This is a genomic window from Myxococcus llanfairpwllgwyngyllgogerychwyrndrobwllllantysiliogogogochensis (assembly GCF_006636215.1).
Lineage (GTDB): Bacteria > Myxococcota > Myxococcia > Myxococcales > Myxococcaceae > Myxococcus > Myxococcus llanfairpwllgwyngyllgogerychwyrndrobwllllantysiliogogogochensis.
Genome location: NZ_VIFM01000001.1, coordinates 126248 through 147578 on the forward strand (window position 1 = coordinate 126248; position 21331 = coordinate 147578).

20 protein-coding genes and 1 pseudogene are annotated in these 21331 nt (G+C 67.7%); 12 read left to right on the forward strand and 9 right to left on the reverse strand.

The genetic code is table 11. From position 1 onward, the window contains the following. Positions 1 to 3: 3 nt before the first annotated feature. Positions 4 to 351 carry a hypothetical protein gene (locus tag FJV41_RS00380; RefSeq protein ID WP_141640351.1) on the forward strand — a complete coding sequence of 116 codons (348 nt, stop codon included), beginning with the start codon at positions 4 to 6 and terminating at the stop codon, positions 349 to 351. 65 nt (positions 352 to 416) lie between these two features. On the opposite strand, the gene FJV41_RS00385 is transcribed toward FJV41_RS00380, so the two are convergent. Beyond that, on the reverse strand, positions 417 to 761 hold the full coding sequence (locus FJV41_RS00385; RefSeq protein ID WP_141640352.1) for a winged helix-turn-helix transcriptional regulator: 345 nt from the start codon (positions 759 to 761) through the stop codon (positions 417 to 419). Positions 762 to 835: 74 nt separating this feature from the next. Here FJV41_RS00385 and FJV41_RS00390 point away from each other — a divergent pair, with 74 nt between their 5' ends. Further along, positions 836 to 1861 carry a zinc-dependent alcohol dehydrogenase family protein gene (locus FJV41_RS00390; protein WP_141640353.1) on the forward strand — a complete coding sequence of 342 codons (1026 nt, stop codon included), beginning with the start codon at positions 836 to 838 and terminating at the stop codon, positions 1859 to 1861. After that, positions 1858 to 2691, forward strand: coding sequence for an NAD(P)H-dependent oxidoreductase (locus FJV41_RS00395; RefSeq protein ID WP_141640354.1), 834 nt, complete (start codon positions 1858 to 1860; stop codon positions 2689 to 2691). The genes FJV41_RS00390 and FJV41_RS00395 overlap by 4 nt, the downstream gene beginning before the upstream one ends. 32 nt (positions 2692 to 2723) lie before the next feature. On the opposite strand, the gene FJV41_RS00400 is transcribed toward FJV41_RS00395, so the two are convergent. Both FJV41_RS00400 and FJV41_RS00405 read right to left on the reverse strand, forming a co-directional pair. Then, positions 2724 to 3551 carry a hypothetical protein gene (locus FJV41_RS00400; RefSeq protein ID WP_141640355.1) on the reverse strand — a complete coding sequence of 276 codons (828 nt, stop codon included), beginning with the start codon at positions 3549 to 3551 and terminating at the stop codon, positions 2724 to 2726. A gap of 246 nt (positions 3552 to 3797) precedes the next feature. After that, complete coding sequence (locus FJV41_RS00405) at positions 3798 to 4733, reverse strand: LysR family transcriptional regulator (protein WP_141640356.1); 936 nt, start codon at positions 4731 to 4733, stop codon at positions 3798 to 3800. Positions 4734 to 4794: 61 nt separating this feature from the next. On the opposite strand from FJV41_RS00405, the gene FJV41_RS00410 reads away from it, so the two are divergent. Both FJV41_RS00410 and FJV41_RS00415 read left to right on the forward strand, forming a co-directional pair. Continuing rightward, positions 4795 to 5511 carry an SDR family oxidoreductase gene (locus FJV41_RS00410; RefSeq protein WP_141640357.1) on the forward strand — a complete coding sequence of 239 codons (717 nt, stop codon included), beginning with the start codon at positions 4795 to 4797 and terminating at the stop codon, positions 5509 to 5511. A gap of 559 nt (positions 5512 to 6070) precedes the next feature. Beyond that, positions 6071 to 7345, forward strand: a complete 1275-nt coding sequence (locus FJV41_RS00415; protein ID WP_141640358.1) for a hypothetical protein — start codon at positions 6071 to 6073, stop codon at positions 7343 to 7345. 107 nt (positions 7346 to 7452) lie between these two features. Here the strand turns inward: FJV41_RS00415 and FJV41_RS00420 are convergent, their stop codons facing one another. Further along, positions 7453 to 7746 (reverse strand): hypothetical protein, encoded by a 294-nt coding sequence (locus tag FJV41_RS00420; RefSeq protein WP_246136911.1) that lies wholly within the window; start codon positions 7744 to 7746, stop codon positions 7453 to 7455. A 373-nt stretch (positions 7747 to 8119) separates the two neighbouring features. On the opposite strand from FJV41_RS00420, the gene FJV41_RS00425 reads away from it, so the two are divergent. Both FJV41_RS00425 and FJV41_RS00430 read left to right on the forward strand, forming a co-directional pair. Next, complete coding sequence (locus FJV41_RS00425; RefSeq protein WP_141640359.1) at positions 8120 to 10279, forward strand: xanthine dehydrogenase family protein molybdopterin-binding subunit; 2160 nt, start codon at positions 8120 to 8122, stop codon at positions 10277 to 10279. Between the two features lie 2 nt (positions 10280 to 10281). Beyond that, positions 10282 to 10767, forward strand: a complete 486-nt coding sequence (locus tag FJV41_RS00430; RefSeq protein WP_141640360.1) for a (2Fe-2S)-binding protein — start codon at positions 10282 to 10284, stop codon at positions 10765 to 10767. Between the two features lie 78 nt (positions 10768 to 10845). Here the strand turns inward: FJV41_RS00430 and FJV41_RS00435 are convergent, their stop codons facing one another. After that, positions 10846 to 11322, reverse strand: a complete 477-nt coding sequence (locus FJV41_RS00435; RefSeq protein WP_141640361.1) for a DUF2147 domain-containing protein — start codon at positions 11320 to 11322, stop codon at positions 10846 to 10848. A 369-nt stretch (positions 11323 to 11691) separates the two neighbouring features. Here FJV41_RS00435 and FJV41_RS00440 point away from each other — a divergent pair, with 369 nt between their 5' ends. The 3 genes and pseudogenes from FJV41_RS00440 to FJV41_RS00450 all read left to right on the forward strand — a co-directional run. Continuing rightward, a complete protein-coding gene (locus tag FJV41_RS00440) occupies positions 11692 to 12564 on the forward strand; it encodes a hypothetical protein (RefSeq protein ID WP_141640362.1) in 873 nt (290 codons plus the stop codon). A 229-nt stretch (positions 12565 to 12793) separates the two neighbouring features. After that, positions 12794 to 13783: an aldo/keto reductase gene (locus FJV41_RS00445; protein WP_141640363.1), complete on the forward strand. Its 990-nt coding sequence runs from the start codon at positions 12794 to 12796 to the stop codon at positions 13781 to 13783. 129 nt (positions 13784 to 13912) lie between these two features. After that, a pseudogene (locus FJV41_RS00450) lies at positions 13913 to 14080 on the forward strand (deaminase); the annotation flags it as partial. Between the two features lie 31 nt (positions 14081 to 14111). Here the strand turns inward: FJV41_RS00450 and FJV41_RS00455 are convergent. After that, on the reverse strand, positions 14112 to 16439 hold the full coding sequence (locus tag FJV41_RS00455) for an arylsulfatase (protein WP_141640364.1): 2328 nt from the start codon (positions 16437 to 16439) through the stop codon (positions 14112 to 14114). A 185-nt stretch (positions 16440 to 16624) separates the two neighbouring features. On the opposite strand from FJV41_RS00455, the gene FJV41_RS00460 reads away from it, so the two are divergent. Both FJV41_RS00460 and FJV41_RS00465 read left to right on the forward strand, forming a co-directional pair. Continuing rightward, entirely contained in the window at positions 16625 to 16885 is a 261-nt protein-coding gene (locus FJV41_RS00460; RefSeq protein WP_217441645.1) for a hypothetical protein, read from the forward strand. Positions 16886 to 16994: 109 nt separating this feature from the next. Then, on the forward strand, positions 16995 to 18191 hold the full coding sequence (locus FJV41_RS00465; protein ID WP_246136913.1) for an SGNH/GDSL hydrolase family protein: 1197 nt from the start codon (positions 16995 to 16997) through the stop codon (positions 18189 to 18191). Between the two features lie 62 nt (positions 18192 to 18253). Here the strand turns inward: FJV41_RS00465 and FJV41_RS00470 are convergent, their stop codons facing one another. The 3 genes from FJV41_RS00470 to FJV41_RS00480 all read right to left on the reverse strand — a co-directional run bounded on the left by FJV41_RS00470 (position 18254) and on the right by FJV41_RS00480 (position 21240). Further along, the gene (locus FJV41_RS00470; RefSeq protein ID WP_141640365.1) at positions 18254 to 18685 is read right to left on the reverse strand and encodes a DoxX family protein; all 432 of its coding nucleotides are present in this window, start codon (positions 18683 to 18685) and stop codon (positions 18254 to 18256) included. Positions 18686 to 18903: 218 nt separating this feature from the next. Then, positions 18904 to 19107 carry a cold-shock protein gene (locus FJV41_RS00475; protein ID WP_141640366.1) on the reverse strand — a complete coding sequence of 68 codons (204 nt, stop codon included), beginning with the start codon at positions 19105 to 19107 and terminating at the stop codon, positions 18904 to 18906. Between the two features lie 237 nt (positions 19108 to 19344). After that, the gene (locus FJV41_RS00480; RefSeq protein WP_141640367.1) at positions 19345 to 21240 is read right to left on the reverse strand and encodes a bifunctional metallophosphatase/5'-nucleotidase; all 1896 of its coding nucleotides are present in this window, start codon (positions 21238 to 21240) and stop codon (positions 19345 to 19347) included. Positions 21241 to 21331 lie beyond the last annotated feature (91 nt).

Below are 21331 nucleotides of genomic sequence, written 5' to 3' on the forward strand. Positions count from 1 at the left end.
CCCATGGAAACTCCCATCTCGGTCGAGGCGCTCCTCGCACAAGCCCAGCGGTACGACGGTCAGCCCGTCGCCGTGGAGGGACAGTTCATCGCGATGTTCTCCAAGGCGTTCATCAGCGCGCCGCGAGAGTCGCTGGAGCTGACGCCCGAGCGGCCCCGAATCCGGCTGGAGTACCCGAACATCGAGGACCGCTGCTTCCAGGTCGTGTCCGCCTACGTGGGGGGCCCCTGGTACTACAACGACCCCGCCGTCGTGCGCGGCCGGTTCCTCGCGGGGCCGGAGCCTCGGCTGGTGGAGCTCTCGGAGCTCATCATCCGGAGGCCGGACGCCGAGCACCGGGTGGCACTGTAGCGTCGGGCTGGACTCGATGATGCGCCCGGTACTCGTCGCGAGTCGGGTGGGCAGGCCCGATGCGCTCAGGCCGCGCGCTGCAACCGGCGCTTGTACTTCTCACCCCACTCCCGCAGCCCCATCAGCACCGGCTCCAGGGAGCGCCCGAAGGCGGTGAGTTCGTACTCCACGCGCGGCGGCACCTCCGCGTAGACGGTGCGCTTCACCAGTCCGTCTTCCTCGAGCTCGCGCAACTGCAAGGTGAGCATCCGCTGGCTGCAGTTCGGCAGCCGCTTGCGCAGCTCGCCGAAGCGGTGCGTGCCCTTCAACAACCAGTACAGCACCACGCCCTTCCAGCGCCCGCCGATGACGCCCAGGGACGCCTCCACCGCGCAGTTGGTCTTCGAGTCGTCGTCGCGTTTCCGGGCCATGGTTCCCTTTTTGTGCGTACTCACCAAACTTGTGCGTACTTGCGAAGAAATAACCTGAATCGTACGTCTTCACCATGAAGACATGGGAGCTGCAGCCGAAGCCGGGGTTTGATGCACTCACGCGGGCCGAGCGCCCCTCGCCCAGCGTGGGCGCGGGTGAGGTGAAGGTGCGCGTGGAGGCGGTGTCGCTCAACTACCGCGACGTGCTCATCGCGAAGGGCGCCGAGAAGAACCTCAAGTCACCGCGCGTGCCCACCTCCGATGGCGCCGGCGAGGTCATCGAGGTGGGTCCTGGCGTCACGCGCTGGAAGGCAGGCGACCGGGTGATGGCCAACTTCTTCCCTCACTGGGTCGACGGCGAGCTGAGCGACGCGCACCACGCCAGCGCGCTCGGCGGCAGCGGGGTGGACGGCATGCTTCGCGAAGAGGTGGTGCTGCCGGAGCACAGCTGGGTGCGAATCCCAGCGGGGTACTCGTTCGAGGAGGCCTCGACGCTCCCCTGCGCCGGGCTCACCGCGTGGCAGGCGCTGTTCGAGGTCACGTCGCTCCGGCCGGGTGAGACGGTGCTGCTCCAGGGCTCCGGTGGCGTCTCGGTGTTCGCGCTGCAGCTCGCGAAGGCCGCCGGCGCGCGCGTGCTGATGACATCGAGCAGCGCGGACAAGGCGGCGAGGCTGCGCGAGCTCGGCGCCGAGGAGGTCATCGACTACCGGGCCGAGGCGAAGTGGGGCGAGCGGGCGAAGGCGCTCACCGGCGGGCGCGGCGTGGACCTCGTGGTCGACGTCGGTGGCCAGGCCACCTTCGACCAGTCCTCCGCGGCGCTGCGCTACGGCGGCACGATGAGCATGCTCGGCGTACTCACCGGCGGACGGGGCGAGGTGAACCTGCACTCGGTCTTCTACCGGCGGCAGACCGTGCACGGCGTCTACGTCGGCTCGGTCTCGATGTTCGAACGCTTCGTCGCGGCGCTCGAGCACACCCGCATCAGGCCCGTCATCGACCGCGTGTTCGGCTTCGACGATGCCCGCGCCGCCTGGGAGCACCTCGCGAGCGGCCAGCACCTGGGCAAGGTCGTCGTGAGCCGCGCCGGGAGGACGTCATGAACGTCCTGCTGGTCTATGCCCACCCCGAACCGCGTTCACTCAACGGGGCGCTGAAGGACCTCGCCGTGAACCACCTGACCGCGCTGGGTCACGAGGTCCGCGTCTCCGACCTCTACGCCATGGGGTGGAAGGCGGTCGCCGATGGCGCTGATTTCCTGAACCATGATGCCAGGGAGCGACTGTCCTATGTGGGAGCGTCGAAGCACGCCTTCGCCAACGGCTCTCAGAGCCCGGACATCGAGGCCGAGCAGGAGAAGCTGCTCTGGGCCGATGCCGTGCTCTTCCAGTTCCCGATGTGGTGGTTCTCGATGCCGGCCATCCTGAAGGGTTGGATTGACCGGGTCTTCGCCTACGGTTTCGCCTACGGCGTGGGCGAACACGGAGGCGAGCGCTGGGGCGACCGCTATGGCGAGGGCACACTGGTGGGCCGCCGCGCCATGCTGTCCGTCACGATTGGCGGGCGCGCGCCGCACTACACCGAGCGAGGCGTCAACGGCGCCCTGGATGACCTCCTCTTCCCCATCCAGCACGGGGTCCTCTTCTATCCCGGCATGGAGGTCCTGCCGCCATTCACGGCGTATCACGTGGACCGGCTGACAGAAGAGCAGTGGCCGTCCATCGCGGCGGCGTTCAAGGCGCGGCTGGACGGCTTGTTCACCGATGACGTCATCCCGTTCCGGAGGCAGAACGGTGGCCACTACGACACCCAGCAGGTGCTCAAGCCCGGCCTCGGGCACGCGGCCTCCGGCACCAGCATCCACCTGGTCAAACCGGGCGAGCCGGAGCAACTGCCAGTCGAGGTGAGCCCGCGCGCGACGGGAACGCGCTGAGCACTCGCCCGGAGCGAGCGACGACGTCCAGGTCAGCTGAAGGTCGTGGTCAGGTTCAACGGACCCGCGGGGACGCCCACATCGCGGCCCGCGGGGTCATCCGAGGGCGTCTGCCAGGCGTTGGCCTGCGTCACGGTCGCGCCCCCGGCGTCGTTCTTGATGGACATGTTTCCATTGTGGCCCGCGGGGCTGATTTGACTGGTGTCGTAGCCGCTCCAGCCCGTGCCCGCGTTCGCGAACGTCGCCTCTCCCCAGGTCTGACCTGAGTTCGCGCCGGGATTCGCCGTACCATCCCTGGACACGCACCACGCCACGCTGCTGTTGGTGTCGAACGCCACGACCTGCGACTGGCCGGGCTGCAGCGTGAAGGTCTTCGGCGTGCTCTTGTCGAAGTTCTGCCCATCATTCGGGCCACCGTTCTCGCCCGCCTTGTTCCAGAGGGTGACGGTCTGCGGCTGGCCCGTGTTGTTGGTGAACGTGTTCGTGTACTTGTACTGGCTCTTCTGGCCCGGGTCGATGAGCAGCATGTTGCTGTTGTAGGGTGAGCCGACGTTGTTGCGGCTCAACCACGGCTCACTCGGGTTCGCCTGCTGCGTGGACCCAGCGGAGGGCGCGCCGAAGCCGGGCCCCGCGTCACTGGTTGATGAAGCCCCCGAGGGCACGCCCGCCGCGCGAGAGCTTCCTGGCCGGGTCGGGGCCGGCTCGAAGGAGTCCGTCATGAGCTTCTGCCACACGTCGTTGCGCGGCTGGCGCGCGGCAGTGCTCTCCACTCCCTGGACCGGAGCCGAGACGGGCTGGCTGGTGGAAGTGCCCGCGTGGGGAAGGGAGAAGCAGAAGCGATTGAGGACCGAGATGGACATTTCAGACCCGGGGAAGCCGAAGAGTGGGGGCAAGCCCAGGGAGGACACCCAGGCCGCCATGGCGAGGCACGCGGGGGCATAGAGCAGGACGCATGCCACCCCGCCGGCCCCATCACCCACCAAGGGCGTGGCGCTCCTCCTCGTGGGAGATCAAGCACTTGGGGCGGACGCACGCGACAGCTCAGCCCGCTCGACACCGAGGAGCCCGATGACGGCATTCATCCCCCTGATGTCCCGTGTCATCAGCTACTCGTGAGCGCGGGTTGCCCGCTGCTTCGCCGACGGGGCCGTCGAGCCGTGCTTCATCACCCAGTCCAGCACCCGGCGCGCCCGCGTGGAGAGCTGCCGGCGTGAGGGATACACCGCGAAGACGTCTCGCGGCTCCAGGGTATGCCCCTTCACGGTGAGCGACACGAGCGCGGTGCCTTGCTGCTCGACCATCTCCCTGATTCCGCTGACCACGCCCAGCCCCTCCTGGGCAGCGGCCAGGGCCACCCGGGGGTCATTCACCGTGACGCGAACATCCCTGGGTCGGACTTCTTCGACTCGGCCGTCGCGGCGGCGCAGACGCCAGACACCTTGAGGCTGCGAGAGCACCGCTGGCACGTCCTGGAGCTCCTCCCGGGTCAGCAGGGTTCGCCCCTTCAAGACATCTTGCACGAAGCGTGGGGAGGCCACGAACACCGACTCGATGCTCCACAACCGTCGGGCCACCAGCTCGGCGTCGAGGATGGGGCCGACTCGGAAGGCGATGTCGAAACCCTCCTCCACCAGGTCCACCTTCGAATTGGTGAGCAGCAGCTCCACGTCCACACGGGGATGCCGGGCCATGAAGGAGAACAACAAGGGGGCGATCCGCTGAGCTCCGGACGTCACGGGCGCTGTCATCCGCAACCTGCCCGCGGGCTCCTCCTCCCGGTCCATGGTCTGGTCGAGCACTTCGCCCAGCTGGTCCAGGAGCGGTCCCGCGCGCTCCAGCAGTCGAGCCCCCTCCAGCGTCAACCCGACCCTCCGCGAGGTGCGCTGGAGGAGCCGAGTCCCAAGCGATTCCTCCAGGAGCGCCACCCGACGGCTCACCGTGCTGGTGGGAATGCCCAGGCGCCTCGCGGCCTCCACGAAGCTCAGCTGCCGTGCCACGGCCACGAAGAGTCGCAGGTTCTCGCTCATCATCATCCCATCCATGGGATGGAGTCTTTCATTTCATCCCGTGGTTGCAATCGTCTTCGAGCGCTAGTCATGCGTCATGACCCTCGAACAACAACATGTCGTGGTGGTGGGAGGCTCCTCGGGCATCGGGCTCGGAGTGGCCCAGGCGGCGCTGGAGCAAGGCGCTCGTGTGACGCTCGTGAGCCGTTCCCCTGAAAAGCTGGCCCAAGCCGCCGAGCAGCTCGGGAGCCCGGACCGTGTGCGCACCGTCTCAGCCGATGCAACCGAGGAGGACGCGGTGCGCCGGCTCTTCGAAGTGCTCCCCCCGGTGAACCACGTGGTCGTCACGGCGGTGGAGGCTCGCTACCTTCCCATCAAGGAGATGGATTTCGCCGCCGCGCGCCGCATCATCGACTCCAAGCTCATGGCCGCGTTCCATGTCGCGAAGCATGCGCGGCTCCAGCCCGGCGGCTCGCTCGTCTTCACCACGGGAATCGCCTCGGTGCGCCCCATGAAGAACGGCTCTGTCATCGCGGCGGTGAACGGCGCCATCGAGTCCGCCGTGCGAGCCTGGGCCTTGGAGCTCGCGCCGGTGCGAGTGAACGTCCTGTCGCCCGGCTGGATTGACACCCCCGTCTGGGACGCGGTCGCGGGGGACGCCAAGGGCCCGCTCCTCGAACAACACGCGCGCCGGCTCCCTGTGGGACGCATCGGCACCACCACCGACACGGGCCATGCCGCGGTGTTCCTGATGAGCAACGGGTTCACCACGGGAGAGGTGCTGCACGTGGATGGTGGACATCCGCTGGTCTGACCACGGCCCGCCAGGCCAGTGGACCTTCCTCCCCCGCTCAGACGTCAGTTCGAGGTCCCTCCATCGGCACCGTCCGAGAAGGAGCTCCCAGCAGCGTGTGAGCAGCCGTTGAACGCGGTGGGGCTCGAGGAGGAGAGCCTCCTGGCCCACCCGCTCTGGAAGGAGTGGTTCGCGGGGAGTGGGCTCCAGGACCCAGTGTTGGCTCTCGGCCATCCGCAAGCCTTTCAGGAGGATTGCCTCAGGACTTCGCGGGCCGGAGCTTCAATTCCGGTGTCCCCTTCACCTCTTTCAAGGACTCTTCGCATGGGCGCGATTTCCACGAAGGATGGCAGGCAGCCCTTCGACGAGGACCGCGGACAGGGGCGCCCCATCGAGTCCTCGCACGCCAGGCTCCCCGCCGGAGCGGCCTGACACACTTCCAGCAGTTCGACATCCCGACGCCGACGCGCCACGAGGACGTTGAGCGACCCGTCCCGTCGAGCCTCGGTATCTCAGTTCACCTTTCGTGGGGGGTCAGCCAATGCGGAATCGACAATCATGGTGGTGTGGGGCCGCGGTGATGATGACGGTCCTGGTGCCGGCAGCGGCGCGGGCCTTCGCCGAGGACGTGTGCTACCCGAAGGGCTCGGGGACGGTGGCGAACTGCACGACGTTGCCCAAGAGCTGCTCTCTCAGGGAGCCGACGAGCCCCCGGTGCCGCGCCGAGGCGCTGGAGGTGCTCCTCTCGGCCCCGAACAAGTTCGACGGAGGGCGGAGCGTCGTCCATTCCGACGCCACCTACCTCATGGCGCGGGCTGTGGGCTTCTCCTTCTCCGATGCCTATTGGATTGCGGCCTACGACGAGGCGACCGACCTCGGTCAATTCATCCCGCGAGACATTTACGGGCAGCCCGTGCCGGGTGCGGCGGACCTGACCACGGTCGACGTCAGTGGACTGGTGCGCACCAACCTCAGCACGGGAGGCGTGCTCTACCACTACCTGGCGCCCTACAACGGCGTGCTGGCGGTGCCGCCCACGGGGGTGAATGGGCTCGCGCCCGAGCTCGATGACGCGGACACCGAGGTGATGCTCGCCCACACGCGTGCATGGGCGATGGAGGGCGCGGGCGCCGCCGCGCCGTTGTGCACCGCGGGCCTGACGGTGGCGAGCCCCCGGGGAGACCTCGCGACCGGCTCGGCCTGCTACACCGACAAGGGCGGCGAGTCGGTGGAGGTGAAGGGGCTCATCGGCCTGTACGACGACCTGGCGATTCCCTTCACCCTCTCCACGGGGGAGCAGGTCATCTCCGTCTCTTCCGACAGCGGCACGCCTCCCGTGCTCTCCCATCAATTCGACACCTGGGTGGGTGGCAGCGCGTCCCATGTGGCGGATGCGCGGCTCGGCATCCACCTGCACGCGCTGGCGGACCGCATCTCCCACCACGTCTGCACGGACCGCGCGGAGTTCGTCGGCCCCGTTGGCGTCGACGGTAACTTCCACGAGGACTTCACGGGCCATGAATGTGGCCAGGGGCTCCATTCCCTCCGGCACCTGTATGAGATTGGCGTCGACTTCTCCAAGCTCAGCCCGCAGGACCGCACCACGGCCGCCACGCTCTCCGCTGTCTATGACGAACTGGTGGTCTTCGCTCGACTGAGGGGGGTGCTCATCCCCGCCGCGACGGAGCCCGCCTTCAAGGCGGCGTTGATCAACGGGCAGCTCCTGCCCGCGATGCAAACGCCTGAAGTGCTGTCTCGGCTCGCCAGGCTCAGCGCCACGGCCTGTGGACGGGGCTGGTCGCCGTTCCCCGGGTCACCGAGCTGCCCGCGAACCACTCCCGAACCAGAGGAGTGAGCAGCGCCCGGGGAGGGGCGTGTCCCGCTTCGCGCCTCTCCCTGGAACGCCTCGTGCCTGCTCGGAGGCGACCGCGCATCCGCCGACTCCGAGCTTCAACAGGACGGCTACGGGCAGATGAAACGGATGTCCGTATAGTAGGGCGTCACCTGGCCCGACACCGTGATGTACCCCTCACAGTCGTAGTGCCAGGCCCCGGCCCAGGTCGTCTTGGTCGCGCTGGTGTAATAGGTCCGGTGCTCGCCGTACCGAACTTCTCCGCCGGGCGGCTCTGAGTGCTGCTCCACCGTGCTCACCTCGGCCGCGGGAGTTGCCTCCTCGGACTGCTCCGGGGGCGGTCCACCGCAAGCGCTGACCAGCAGCGCGGACATCCCAACGACCCAACGGGACAGCGTCATCATGAACTCCTTGTGACAAGTATCGATGTTTCAATTGTAACCCTAGCAAGGTCCATCATCGGGCGTCCATCCAGCGCCAGCCTCTCGCCGCGGAGGGTGGCTCGTGGCCAGCCGCGAAGAGGTCCTGCTGTCGACGGAGAACAAGAACGTCGTGCGCGTGATACCCGTGCGCGAGACTGACACTCCACAATCCCTCACATGTGGCGCTCAACTCCGGAGCGGACGTACCGCGCGACTCGAATGTTCGCCCAGGCGTGCGGTTCCTTCGACACAAACCGGGACGGATGTCCTCGCCTGGACGGAGGGCCTGTCAGCCCGATGAACCAGGCGGCCACGTCGTCTTGGGCACACCGTGGCCGTGTGCGATGCTTTGCCCATGGCGGATGCGCTCGAATCAGACGCGGCGGCTCCAGGAGGGATGAACCGCCGCCGGTTCCTGACGTGGGTGGTGGCTTCTCCCACGTTGATGATTGCAGCCAGGCTGGGGCTGGACGTGCCCGAGGCGGCGGCAGCCGAAGCGCCCGTGACGGAGGCGCAGACGCCGCTCAGCCTCTACATCGCCATCCAGTTGGACGGGCGTGTCGTCACCACGCTGCCGCGTACCGAGATGGGCCAGGGCATCACCACGGCCGTGGCCATGCTGGTCGCCGAAGAGCTCGACGTGGCGCTCGACTCGGTCGACGTGCGCAGCGCCGACGCGGACCCTCGCTGGCTCATCCAGCTCACCGGGCTGTCCTCGACGATGCGCTACCTGGCGGGGCCGCTTCGCTCCGCCGCGGCGGAGGCCCGGGCACGGATCGTCACCGCCGCCGCGCTCCGCCTTCGGGCCCTCGCCTTCACCCTCACCACCGCCAACGGTGAGGTGCACGCACCCGACGGCCGCCGTGTCGGCTATGGCGAGCTGGCGGAGGACGCCGCGCACGTGCTGCTGCCCGCGGTCTCCTCCCAGCCCAAGCCTCCGAGCGAGTACACCGTGGTCGGTCGACCCACGGGACGCATCGACGCGCTGGACATCGTCACCGGTGCGGCGCGCTATGCGCTGGACCTCGACGTCCCCGGGGCACTGCCGGCGGTGGTGGCGCGGCCTCCCACGCTGCGAGGCACCGTCCAATCCTTCAACGATGCCGTGGCCCGAGCGATGCCAGGCGTGGTCGGCGTGGTGCCCCTGGCCTCGGGTGTGGCGGTGGTGGCCCAGACCTTCGCGCAGGCGTTCGCGGCGCGTGACGCCCTGCAGGTCTCCTGGACAGCGGGCCCGGCCAGCACGCTGTCCGACGTCGACATCCGGGCACGGCTGCGCGACGCGATAGGTCCCAGGCCCCTGCCCCCGCTGCTCACGACGCGGACCGTGGAAGGACGCTTCGACTTCCCCTACCTCGCGCATGCGACGATGGAGACCCAGAGCTGCGTGGCCCGGGTGCAGGGGACTCAAGCGGAGGTCTGGCTCGGAGCGCAGGACCCCAAGTACGCGCAGCGCGAGGTCGCCAGGGCGCTCGGCTGGGACCTCGCCCCGCAGCGAGTCACCGTGCACGTCGTCCGGGCCGGTGGCGGCTTCGGTCGCAGGTTCTTCAATCAGGTCGCGGTGGAAGCCGCGCTCGTCTCGCGCGCCATTGGCCGGCCGGTGAAGTTGATGTGGAGCCGCAACGACGACATGCGCCACGGACACTTCCGGCCCGCCAGCCACCACCGCATCCTCGCCCACCTGGGGCTGGGAGGAAGCCTCCTCGGCTGGAACCACCGCGCCGCCATTCCCACCGTGGAGCTCCCTCACGGCTTTGGAGATGTGCTCACGGCGCTCGCGGGCGAAGTCCTCCCCAACGTGACGAGCGCGGTGTTCTTCGCCCTCTCCCAGCGCCTCCACTACCGGTTCGGACTGGTGGGCCACGAGCTGCGCGAGGTCGCGATTCCGATTCCCACCGCCTCCTTCCGCTCGGTGTTCACCAGTCAGGTGGGAGTCGCCAACGAGGTCTTCGTCGACCAGTTGGCTCGCGAGCTCCAGGTCGACCCCGTGGCCCTGAGGCGCTCGCGGCTCACGTCCAGCCGGCTCAAGGCGGTCCTGGAGAAGGTCGTGTCCGAGGGCCAGTGGGGCCGAGCGCTGCCGCCCGGAGTGGCCCAGGGCGTCGCCGTCCTCGAGGAGTGGGAGAGCGCCATCGCGCACCTCATCGAAGTGGACGTCACGGGAGGCACGCCTCGGGTGCTGCGCGTGGTCATCGCCGCGGATGTCGGCCTGCCCATCAACCCGAAGGGCATCGAGGCGCAGCTCCAGGGCGCGGCGGTGGATGCGATGTCCACCACCCTGAGCGCGGGCCTCCACATCGACGCGGGAGCGGTGCGCGAGGGCAGCTTCGCGGACTACCGGTGGCTGCGGATGAAGCACGTCCCATCCGACATCCAGGTGCACCTGGTCCGGTCGGATGACCGCGTGGGCGGTGTGGGAGAGCTGGGTTATCCCAGCGCCGCGGCGGCCCTGGCCAACGCGATTGCCCGGGCGACCGGCACGATGCCCACCCGCTTCCCCATCCTCGACGAGGGAGTCTGACCATGGTGGCCCATCAATTCATCCTCAATGGTCAGTCGGTGACGGTGGAGACGCCCGCGGACCTGCCCCTGCTGTGGGTGCTCCGCGATGTGCTGGGCGTCACCGGCCCCAAGTATGGCTGCGGGGTGGGCGTGTGCGGCGCCTGCACCAGCCACCTGGATGGAGAAGCCTTCCGTCCCTGCATCCACCCCGTGGGAAGCACGGCGGGCCGCGAGGTGATGACCATCGAGGGACTGGGCGCCCAGGGGCTGCATCCCGTGCAGCAGGCGTGGGTGACCGAGGATGTGGCCCAGTGTGGCTTCTGTCAGCCGGGGCAGATCATGGCCGCCGTCGCGCTGCTGAGGAAGAACTCCCACCCGTCCGACGCGGACATCGACGCGGCCATGAGCGAGAACGTCTGTCGATGCGGCACCTATGTCCGCATCCGGGCCGCCATCAAACGCGCGGCGTTGTTGCTGCGAAGTGGAGCGGGCGTCAACGGCGGGTGATGCCGTGAGCCGCTGCATCCCGTGCTGGCGTGGACTCCCCTCGAACAGGGAGTCCACCCGGGCTCACGCGGCGACGCGCTACTCCTCGGCGCGCACCCAGTGCTGGGTGCGGCCCAGCAGCGACATGCCGATGTAGCCACGGACCTTCAGCTTCTTGCCGCCGTCCTCGAGGGCGATCTTGCACTTGTAGGTCTTGCCGTTCGCCGGGTCGAGGATGGTGCCACCGGTCCACTCGTCGTCGTCCTTCTTCAGGTCGCGCAGGATGGTCATCCCGATGATGGGCTGGTCCTTGAGCGAGCCCTGGCACTTGTCACAGACCGGGTTCTGCTCTTCCTTGGGGTCGCGGAAGAGCTTTTCAATCTTGCCGACGAGCTTGCCGTCCTCCTCGGAGATGACGATGACCGACTTGGGCTTCTTGGTCTCGTCATCGATGGTCGTCCACTTGCCGACGGCGCCATTCGTCGCGGCGGGAGCGGGGGCCTTGTCCTCGGCCAGGGCACTCGAGGCAAGCATCAGGGTCAGGGAAGCGAGGCCGAACCACCGGGTTGCGTTCATGTCTTGAGGTCCTTCTGCGCGGGGGGCTCACAACGGAGGGGGCTTGCGCTCAAGCGTCCCATCACGTCGTTTGTACTCCACCGCTGTGCCAACCGGCAGCCCTTCCTCGCGTTCTGTGCAGCGCTCAAACGTGCCGCTTCGCGGCATGCACGGCCCGTGGTGCCACCCCTGCATGGTGGAGTTGTCTCCCCGGGAAGGCGCGCCCCCATGCTGACGAGGAGACGGCGAGCCCCCTATGCTGCCGTCGTCCACCCCTTGGAACAGATGACACTCCCGGGAGGTCCCAAGGTCGCATGTCCCCTCCCCGCCCGCTCACGAGACAGGCACTCCAGATCTCCATCTGGCTTCGCGCCGAGGAAGGTTTGCCTGATGCTCCGCTGTAACGACTGTTCCCGCCCTGTCGCCGCGCGATGGCCGCGCTGCCGGTGGTGTCGCGCGGTCCGGCACCGGCCGTACGGCACCGAGGTCGCCATCCTCGATGCCTGGCTGGACACGCTCCGCAACTTCGGCGCGTCCCTCTCCCTGCCGCTCGCCGGTGCCGCCGTGGGGCTGTACCTCGACGACCAGCCGCTTTCCGCCGCGCTCCTGGGGCTCTACGCGGTCCTGATGCTGGTGAGTCACCTGCTGCTGCCCTGGTTCGCGCTGTCGTGGCACGTCGCGCAGGGGCTGTGGGGGCTGGGAGTCCTCACGAGCCTCGGCTTCATCACGATGGGGCTCGCCGAGACCGCGGTGTTCGCGGCGCTACCGGTCATGGTCTCTGTCGCCATGCTGAAGTGGAGAGCCCCTTTGCTGGCACGACTCGCGGGCAGTACTCCCGAGCCGAAGCAAGCACCTCGCCGTCCGAGCCGCTGGGGAGGCTGCGAGGTTTGCGGCGAAAGCAACGCCCGGGTGGTGGCACCGGTGTGGTGCGTCAGCATGCTCGTCGTGACGACGCGCTGGACGGGGGAGTTCCACCGTTTATGCGGGCACCATGCCCTGCTGCGCGCCCTTCCCGCCACGCTCTGCAGCGCCCTGGTCGGCTGGTGGGGCATTCCCTGGGGCATGTTCTGGACGCCGCTCGCCCTCTATCAGAACGTCGTTGAAGGGGGCGTGGAAGAGGACCCCAACCAATACGACGCACGGGTGTCCGCTGATCCGCTCCATGGACGGTGGGAGAGCTACCTGCCGCCCATGGCAATGGCGCTGGGGCTGCTGGGCATTCCGTTCGGGCTCCTCGTGGTCATGAGCAAGCTGGGCCACTGAAGCGCCCCAACCGCACGTCGCATTTTCAATCAGGCCTTACAAGCCCATGGGCTTCGGCGCGCCTGGTCCACTCAGGACCCGGGGCGTACCTTTCTTCGTGAACAGGGTGAGGCAGACCCGAACTGACCCTCGGCGCGCGTCGGACAGACCGGCTCGAGGCCGTCGTCGCGGGCATCGCGCGAGCGGGCGGCCAGGCAGGGGCTCGGAAAGACCCACGGGAGGAAGAGCCATGAAGAAGCGCAGACTCGGGAAGAGCGACCTGGAAGTATCAGCCCTCGGACTTGGCTGCATGGGTATGAGCTTCGGCTACGGCCCGGCGATGGACCGGCAGCAAGCGATTGCGCTCATCCGAGCGGCCGTCGAGAAGGGCGTCACGTTCTTCGACACCGCCGAAGTCTATGGTCCCTACACGAACGAGGAGCTCGTGGGCGAGGCGCTCGCGCCCTTCCGCAAGCAGGTGGCCATCGCCACCAAGTTCGGGTTCAGGCTCGATGAGAACGGGAAGCAGGCCGGCATGGACAGCCGGCCCGAGCACATCAAGCAGGTCGCCGAAGCCTCGCTCAAGCGGCTCAAGGTCGAGACCATCGACCTCTTCTACCAGCACCGTGTGGACCCGAACGTGCCCATCGAGGACGTCGCCGGCGCGGTGAAGGACCTGATTCGTGAAGGCAAGGTGAGGCACTTCGGGCTCTCCGAAGCCGGTGCGCAGACCGTCCGTCGGGCGCACGCGGTCCAGCCCGTCACGGCGCTGCAGAACGAGTACTCACTCTGGTGGAGACGGCCGGAGGAGGACGTGCTGCCGACCCTCGAGGAGCTGGGCATCGGCCTCGTCGCCTTCAGTCCGCTCGGTAAGGGCTTCCTGACGGGGAAGATCGACGAGACGACCTCCTTCGCCAAGGACGACTTCCGCAACATCGTCCCGCGCTTCACCGCCGAGGCCCGGAAGGCGAACCAGGCGCTGGTCGACCTGCTGACCCAGGTCGCCGCCAGGAAACAGGCGACACCGGCACAGATTGCGCTCGCGTGGCTGCTCGCCCAGAAGCCGTGGATCGTCCCCATCCCAGGCACCACGAAGTTGCACCGCCTCGAGGAGAACCTCGGCGCGGCCCGCATCGAGCTGACGGCGCAGGACCTTCACGAGCTCCGGGACGCGGCCTCGAAAATCACCGTGCAGGGTGCGCGCTACCCGGAGGCGTTGGAGAAGACGACAGGGCGCTGACTCACCGAGCCCCGCGCGCCAGCACAGGCGCTCAGCAATACTCCGGGGAGCAGCGACCCGGCCTTTTCGCGAGGACACCGCAGATGCGTGAAGTGAAGCGCCCCTGCGTGGATGATTGGCCGGATTTCAATCGACGAGCTGAGCGTGCTGGTGGCGCCCATCGCCGATGGTTCCATCGGCACCCCCTCGCTCTTCGATGCACGCGAGGGAAAGGGACCCACTCGCCACCTCAAGCGGGTCTCCTTCGAGAAGCGCACCGGCGACCTGCTCTGGCTGCGCTACAAGCCCAAACGCTGAACTGACTTCGCCATGGGGAGGGCCCTCCTCCTCACTCCTGGGAGAAGGCGAGCCGCAGCTCCCCTTCCGCGTCACGCTCGCCCTTCACGTCCACCACCAGCTTCTCCAGCGTCCCCGTGAAGGCGAACGGCACCTGGTAGCGAGAGCTGACGGCCGTGCCCGTGTTCCGCCCCACCAGCAGCCCATAACCCGTCATGGCGCTGTACATCGCCCCCATCTTGATACCCTTCAGCGCCCCGACCTGCTCGTCGTCCATCAACAGGAGCACGTCGCCCGTGGAGAAGTCCGGCTTGAGGTGCTTTCCCGTCGGCGTGAAGCGCACCCCCAGCCTGTGTTGCCCGGCCGGGACCACCCGGGTCGAGGACACGGCGTACTCCTCGATCTTGAGGTAGTTGTGGACGTAGTGCAGCCGGCCCTCCTGGACGAACAGGGTCCATCCACCAAACGCCCCGCCAAAACAAGCCAGCACCCCCTCCGCGCCAGTGTCAGGGAGGGAGGCAAACGCGGTGACGGTGTGCGGCTTGCCCAGCAGCGAGGGCCCCGCCAGCGGGTGCAGGTTCGACGTGCCCGTGTAGAACGTATAGCGCTCCTTGGGCAGTGCGGCGACGGGGCGCCCTGGGTCCGCGGCTCGCTCATAGCGCCGGTCGTCGAGCGGCCGGACCTGGTACTTCCTGGCCTCGACCTCCCACAGCGCAATCAGTTGCTGGAGCTTCTCGGGGTGCTTCGCGGCGACATCGTCGAACTCCGTCGTGTCGACGTCGGTGTTGTAGAGCTCCCAGCGGTCCTCGTCCCAGGACGTGCCCTTCTTGTGCCACGCCACGGCCGTCCAGCCGTCCGACCACAGGGCCCTGCTGCCGAGCATCTCGTAGTACTGCACCTTCTTGCGCGTCTTCGCCGTCGCATCGTCGAACGTATAGGCGAGGCTCACCCCCTGAACGGGCATCTGCTTGATGCCGTTGACTGACGTGGGCTCGGGAAGCCCGCCCACTTCGAGCAGGGTCGGAACGATATCGATGATGTGGTGGTACTGATTGCGAATCGCTCCCCGCGCTCGAATCCTCGCGGGCCAGGAGATGATGAGCGCGTCGGTGTTACCCCCCATATGCGTGTCCTGCTTCCACTTCTTGAAGGGCGCGTTCCCCGCGAGGGACCAGCCCATCGGATACAGCGGGTCCGTCTCGGGACCGCCCACCTGGTCCAGGAGCAGGGTCATCTCCTCCACGGTCTCCGGGTTGAAATTCCGATACCGGTCCGTATTCGTGACGCCGTGCTCCAACCCTTCTTGAGACGCCCCGTTGTCGGAGGCGACCAGGATGAGCGTGTTGTCACGGAGCCCCAGTTCGTCGAGCGCGGCGAGCAGGCGACCGATGTGGTGGTCGGCATGGTCGAGCATCCCGGCGAAGGCCTCCTGGAGCCGGCAGTACACCGCCTTCTGCGCCTCGCTCAAGTCGCTCCAGGCGGAGACCGCGGGGTCTCGCGGAGTCAGTCGCGCGCTCTCGGGAAGGATGCCCAGCGCCTTCTGCCTCGCGAGCACCTCCTCGCGGACCTTGTCCCAGCCCTGCGCGAACCGACCCCGGTACTTGTCGATGAACTCCCGGGGCGCATGGAGCGGTGAGTGGCAGGCCCCGAGCGCGAGATACGTGAAGAAGGGTCGCCCGGTGTTCGCCTGTTGCTGGTCCCGGATGTAGGTGATGGTCCGGTCCACCAGGTCTTCAGTCAGGTGATATCCCGGACGCGTGGGCGTCTCGATGAACTGATTGTCCTGGACCAGCAACGGCGCCCACTGGTCGGTCTCTCCTCCGAGGAACCCGTAGAACTTCTCGAAGCCCATGGCGACCGGCCAGCGGTCGAACGGCCCCGCGGCGGTGTAGGCGGTATACGGGGTGAGATGCCACTTCCCGAGGGCCATGGTGTTGTAACCATTCTGCTTCAGTACTTCAGCCACCGTGGCGGCGCTCTTCGGAATCGACCCGTAGCTGCCAGGAAAACCCGTGGCCGCCTCGGTGATGGCGGCGAGCCCCACGGAGTGATGATTGCGACCAGTGAGCAACGCCGCGCGCGAGGGTGAACAGAGCGCCGTCGTATGGAAGTTGTTGTACCGCAGCCCCGTGCTCGCGAGCGTGTCGAGGTTCGGCGTCTCGATGGGGCCGCCGTAACACCCCAACTGCCCGAAGCCGACATCGTCCAGGAGGATGATGAGCACGTTCGGCGCACCCTCCGGCGCGACCAGGGGGAGCGCGGGTGTCCAGTCGGGCACGGAGTCCTGGTAGGTCTCGCCAATCCTCCCACCGAAGGCAGACGGCTCGGGCGGCAGGACGGTGCGGTCCGGCGTGGAGTGATTGTGTTTCCTGGAAGTCATGCGAGGCCCCCCCTCTTCATGGAGAAAAGAGACTGGGGAGCGAAGGGTGCGCAGGCAATGACCACCCCCCGCATGCCCCAAGCGGAAGACACAGCAGCCAATGCTCCTCACGCGTGCCCTCCGGGCGGAAGCTCGCTATCCTAGGAAGGCTTCACATCCCCGAATTTCTCTCCGAGGGTCTCATCATGCGCAAGAGCATCATGGGTGGGCTGTTGGCGGTTGGAATGCTGGCGGGCTGCGGCGGTGTCGACAACGTGGGTGAGGACTCCCAGTTGGGCACGCGCGAGGACGAGCTCCCCTTCTGTGAAGGGTTCTCCTTCGTCACGTACTACAGCGACGCGACCTACAGCGTGCAGGTCGGTCATGGGGACTGCAGCTGTGGCCACACGCTGCGCGTCGTCGGCCAGAAGACGGACTTCGCCGTGTATCTCCCCGAGAACTGTTGAGCAGCGTCGCCCCAAGGAAACCTCGGCCCGCGTGTCGCGCGGGTCGAGCCTCGCGGCGCGGCCGCAGCGCACCTGCACCCGCACCGTGGTACGCATCGAGGGCATGAGGATGAGTCCGCATACGCCGCGCGGTATCGCAGTCATCCTCGGCCTCGGCTTGACGATGGCCGCGTGCAGACCGCCGGCGCCTCCCGCCCAGTCCCTGACGTGGGTGACCATTCCCGCCACGGACCCTCGGGTGCGCTACACCGGGCGGACCTACCGCGCCCCCACCGGCGTCGTCTTCTCCCACCCCGGAGTCACGATTCGCGCGAGCTTCTGGGGAGACGCCGTGCGAATGCAGCTCAACGACATGGGGCTGGGCGGCGAGGTGGGGACCAACTTCTTCGATGTCGTGATTGACGGAGCACCGCCCCAGCAGCTCGCGGTGCATCGCGGCCAGCTCACCTATGAGCTCGCCACCGGCCTGGACGAGGGACGGCACACGGTGGAGCTCGTCAAGCGCACCGAGTCCTCGGTGGGCGCAAGCGAGCTGGTGGCACTGGAGGTCCATGGCGAGCTTCAGGAGCCTCCCGCACGCGAAGGGCTCCGGATGGAGTTCATCGGAGACTCCATCACCTGTGGCTACGGCAACGACGTCACCGTCATCCCCCAGCCACCGCCCTGGAGCGCGCCGACCTTCACCTCGAAGCACCAGAATCCCCAGCGGAGCTACGCCTGGCTCACGGCGCTGGCGCTGGGCGCGGAGCCCGTCCTCCTCTGCTATTCCGGCCGGGGGGTGTATCGCAACCTGGACGCGTCGACGTCGGGACTGCTGCCCGCCATCTACGAGTTCGCCGTCCCGGACCAGGCCGTCCCGTGGGACTTCTCGCACGAGTCGCCCGACGTGATTGTCGTCAACGCCGGCACCAACGACACCTTCGCCGGCAGTGGCACCGACGCGTACCTTCCCGATGAGGCGACCTTCAAGGCCGCCTACCGGGCCTTCCTCGAGCGACTTCGGACGCTGCACCCACGGGCGCACATCGTCTGCACGCTGGGCAGCATGACGGACGGGCACAAGGACGCCGAAGGAGCTGGCGGGCCGCCGTCGGTGCATGTCGGCCAATGGATTTCCGACCTCGTGGCGGAACGTCATCAACAGGAGGATGCCCGGGTCTACCGCCACGAGATGGTCGAGCAGGTCCCCGAGCTCGACGGCGTCGGTGAGGATTGGCACCCATCCGCCGCCACGCACCGGAAGATGGCGGCGGCGCTGAGCCAGTTCATCGAAACAGTCGTGTGCCCCTGTCGCACGTCTCCGTGACGTGGACCTGGAACACCGGTGAGCCCCCCACCTTCGCGCTCACCGACCTGAGCGGCCACGGCTCAAGCGCTGGCGAGCCTCTTCCGCAGCCAGGCGTCCACCGAGAATCGCCCGGGCCCCACGGTCAGCAGCACCACCGCGATGACGAGGTACAGGAGCGCTATCTCGTAGCTGCCCGTGTGGCCGACGAAGGGGTCTCCCCGAATCACCGCGTGGAAGTGCACCGCGACCGCCATCGTGAAGAAGAGCCCCAAGGAGGCCAGGGGCACCAGCGCCCCCAGAATCCACGCGAGCCCGCCGCCGAACTCGGAGAGCGCCGCCAGCGCCTGGAGCACGCCCGGCGTGGAGGCCTCGGCCCCCATCCAGTGGAACGGGTCCTGAATCTTCGACCAGCCGTGGAACATGAACGCGGCCCCGGCGACGACCCGGAGCAGCAGGAGCCCCGTGCTGGCCAGCGTCGATGGGGGTGGAGGAAACAAGGAGGCGAGCTTCATGGCAGTCCCTTCGAGGAGCGCGGCACCTGGGCCGGAGCGGGGACATAAACCGGCGGGTCCGCGCACGCGCTCTCGCTGCCAATGGGTTGGAATCTTGCCGAAGCCGGCGGCCCTCACGCGGGGCGGACACCGCGGGGCCCGGAAAATACAGAAGGCCCGACCCACGAATGGATCGGACCCTCTGGGTGAATCACGAAGTCGTCAGGATGACGATGGGCTTAGATCGGGCGAACGTTCTGAGCCTGCAGGCCCTTGGGGCCCCGGGCGACATCGAACTCCACCTTCTGGCCTTCGGCCAGCGAGCGGAAGCCGTCCGCCTGGATCGACGTGTGGTGGCAGAACAGGTCCTCGCCCCCGCCGTCCTGGGTGATGAAGCCGAAGCCCTTCGCATCGTTGAACCACTTCACGGTACCGGTTGCCATTGCCTTGTTCTTCTTTCATCGCGGACAGGGAGAGTCGCCGTCCGGCCCCACAGAGTATCAACCCTACAAGACGGTGCAGCCTAAGCATCTGCCTTGGAAGATGTCCACCCCCACGCACGTCACCCATGACGCTTCTGCCCCTTCTTTCACTTCTGGACGGGGCAACGCAGCGAGCCAACGTCCGCTCTGTTCCAAGTTTTCCCCTGCTAACGGTCTGCCAGCTCCGCCAGCCCGGGATTACTGGTGCCCGGGGAGCCGCCCGAGGCCTCGGAGGCCGCCCCCCTGGCGGCCAACGGAGGGACCGCACTTCGCGGGGCCGAGCGTGGAGGCGAAGTACGGCGTGTAGAGGTCGGGCACGAGGGAGAAGTTGCAGGTGTTCACCGCCTCCGGCGACAGGCCCTGGTGCGACTGCATGTAGCGGGCGACGTAGTCGCGAACGCCGTCAGCGGAGGTCCAGAGCACGCGGCCCTCCTTGAACATGGCGTACCCGCCTCCTCCACCCGCGCGGTAGTTGTTGATGGCGACGATGAAGACCTGGTCGTCGGTGACGTCCGCGCCCTGGAAGCGCAGGTGCGTGAGCCGGGAGCCTGCGGGCTTCGTCAGGTCGTAGCCGTAGTCGATGCGCGAGTAGAGGTCCCAGTTGTAGTCGGCGACCACGGGCGAGGTGGCCTTCGCGCCCTCGGGCCTCGCGGGCAGGTTGCTCGCGTCGAGCGTGCCGAAATAGAGGGTGTTCATCTCCAGCGCGCGCCGGAGGATGGAGCCGTTGATCTCCATCACGTACAGCGTGTTGTCGTAGATGTAGATGCTGTAGGCGTCGCGCAGGGTGACGTCGCCGGCCGGCAGCGCCCCATCGTTGGTGAAGAGGGCGGCCAGGGACAGGTCCACGTCGAAGCCGGCCTCGTGAGCGGCCTCTTCCTGGACGATGTTGATGAGGTCCCCCAGGGGGCTGTCGACGTAGCGTCCCGCGAAGCCGCCCGGGAACGGCGCGGTGGTGGTGCCAATCTTCTGGTTCACGTAAGCCACGGTGGTGTCGTGGTAGTTCTGGGTGAGCTGCGTGACGGCGGCATCCGCGGCGACCTTGTCGTCCACGACGTGAAGCCGGGCGTCATGAGCGTCCACGCCCCAACGCTCCCCGTTCCAGGTGACCTGAAGCTGAACGTCCGCCAGGTGGCTGCCCCAGCGGTTGGGCTGGGTGAGGAGGACCTCGCGGCCTTGCGGGTTCTTCAGCAGCATCTTCGGGATGGGCTGGTGGGTGTGGCCGGTGAGGAGCACGTCCACGTCGGGCACGCCCTGGGCAATCTGCACGGCCTCGTTCTCGCCGGGGAGGTTGCCCCGGTCCGCCCACTTCGAGTCATCCGCGTAGTCGGCCAACCACGAGTCGGGGTTGCTCGCGCTGCCAACGGGCTGCCTGTCCGGGCCGCTGTGGATGGCCACCACGACCACGTCCGCGCCGGCCTGCTTCATCCTCGGCACGTAGGTCTTCGCCGTCTCCAGCGGGTCATCGAAGCGCAGGCCGAGGATGTTCTCCGCGCGCTCCCACGTCGCCACGCCGGGCGTCACGAGGCCGAGGATGCCGACCGTCACGTCGCAGACCTTGGTGAGCACGTAGGGCGTGAAGACCTCGGAGCCGTCCGCGCTGTCGCGCACGTTGGCGCCGAGCAGGGGGAAGTTGACCTCGCTCTTGAACTTGTTGAGCACGTCGAGGCCGTAGTTGAACTCGTGGTTGCCCACGGCCATGGCCACGTACCCCAGCTCGCTCATCGCGGCGGCCATGGGGTGCCGGGGCGCGTTGTCCACCAGGGCATAGTAGGTGCCGAGTGGCGTGCCCTGGATGGTGTCACCGGTGTCGACGAGCAGCGTGCAGTCCGGGTTCTTCTCGCGCTCCTGCTTGATGAGCGTGGCCACCTTGGCGACACCGCGCTTCGCGTCGGGCTTCCCGGTGAAGTAGTCCCACGGGAAGATGTTCGTGTGCAGGTCGCTCGTCTGCAGCAGCGTCAGCGTGCGCGGCGAGGTGTCCCGAGGAATGGGCCGGGGCGGCACGTCGGTGGATTCACAGGCTGTCAGCAGCGAGCAGGCCCCCACGAGGCAAACGGAGGCGGTGCGCAGCTCGCGCATCAGGACAGGCAAACGCATCAGAAGACCTCGACGAGGAGTGATGCCGGGACGAACCGCCCAGCGCGAGGGGACCCTAACGCTCCCCTCTGACGCGCCCCACCCTCGAGCC

What these genes read in the sequence shown, in the direction of transcription:
- FJV41_RS00380 (WP_141640351.1), top strand. Translation starts at nt 4, where the DNA reads ATGGAAACTCCCATCTCGGTCGAGGCGCTCCTCGCACAAGCCCAGCGG.
- FJV41_RS00385 (WP_141640352.1), bottom strand. Translation starts at nt 761, where the DNA reads ATGGCCCGGAAACGCGACGACGACTCGAAGACCAACTGCGCGGTGGAG.
- FJV41_RS00390 (WP_141640353.1), top strand. Translation starts at nt 836, where the DNA reads ATGAAGACATGGGAGCTGCAGCCGAAGCCGGGGTTTGATGCACTCACG.
- FJV41_RS00395 (WP_141640354.1), top strand. Translation starts at nt 1,858, where the DNA reads ATGAACGTCCTGCTGGTCTATGCCCACCCCGAACCGCGTTCACTCAAC.
- FJV41_RS00400 (WP_141640355.1), bottom strand. Translation starts at nt 3,551, where the DNA reads ATGTCCATCTCGGTCCTCAATCGCTTCTGCTTCTCCCTTCCCCACGCG.
- FJV41_RS00405 (WP_141640356.1), bottom strand. Translation starts at nt 4,733, where the DNA reads ATGGATGGGATGATGATGAGCGAGAACCTGCGACTCTTCGTGGCCGTG.
- FJV41_RS00410 (WP_141640357.1), top strand. Translation starts at nt 4,795, where the DNA reads ATGACCCTCGAACAACAACATGTCGTGGTGGTGGGAGGCTCCTCGGGC.
- FJV41_RS00415 (WP_141640358.1), top strand. Translation starts at nt 6,071, where the DNA reads ATGATGACGGTCCTGGTGCCGGCAGCGGCGCGGGCCTTCGCCGAGGAC.
- FJV41_RS00420 (WP_246136911.1), bottom strand. Translation starts at nt 7,746, where the DNA reads ATGATGACGCTGTCCCGTTGGGTCGTTGGGATGTCCGCGCTGCTGGTC.
- FJV41_RS00425 (WP_141640359.1), top strand. Translation starts at nt 8,120, where the DNA reads ATGGCGGATGCGCTCGAATCAGACGCGGCGGCTCCAGGAGGGATGAAC.
- FJV41_RS00430 (WP_141640360.1), top strand. Translation starts at nt 10,282, where the DNA reads ATGGTGGCCCATCAATTCATCCTCAATGGTCAGTCGGTGACGGTGGAG.
- FJV41_RS00435 (WP_141640361.1), bottom strand. Translation starts at nt 11,322, where the DNA reads ATGAACGCAACCCGGTGGTTCGGCCTCGCTTCCCTGACCCTGATGCTT.
- FJV41_RS00440 (WP_141640362.1), top strand. Translation starts at nt 11,692, where the DNA reads ATGCTCCGCTGTAACGACTGTTCCCGCCCTGTCGCCGCGCGATGGCCG.
- FJV41_RS00445 (WP_141640363.1), top strand. Translation starts at nt 12,794, where the DNA reads ATGAAGAAGCGCAGACTCGGGAAGAGCGACCTGGAAGTATCAGCCCTC.
- FJV41_RS00455 (WP_141640364.1), bottom strand. Translation starts at nt 16,439, where the DNA reads ATGACTTCCAGGAAACACAATCACTCCACGCCGGACCGCACCGTCCTG.
- FJV41_RS00460 (WP_217441645.1), top strand. Translation starts at nt 16,625, where the DNA reads ATGCGCAAGAGCATCATGGGTGGGCTGTTGGCGGTTGGAATGCTGGCG.
- FJV41_RS00465 (WP_246136913.1), top strand. Translation starts at nt 16,995, where the DNA reads ATGAGTCCGCATACGCCGCGCGGTATCGCAGTCATCCTCGGCCTCGGC.
- FJV41_RS00470 (WP_141640365.1), bottom strand. Translation starts at nt 18,685, where the DNA reads ATGAAGCTCGCCTCCTTGTTTCCTCCACCCCCATCGACGCTGGCCAGC.
- FJV41_RS00475 (WP_141640366.1), bottom strand. Translation starts at nt 19,107, where the DNA reads ATGGCAACCGGTACCGTGAAGTGGTTCAACGATGCGAAGGGCTTCGGC.
- FJV41_RS00480 (WP_141640367.1), bottom strand. Translation starts at nt 21,240, where the DNA reads ATGCGTTTGCCTGTCCTGATGCGCGAGCTGCGCACCGCCTCCGTTTGC.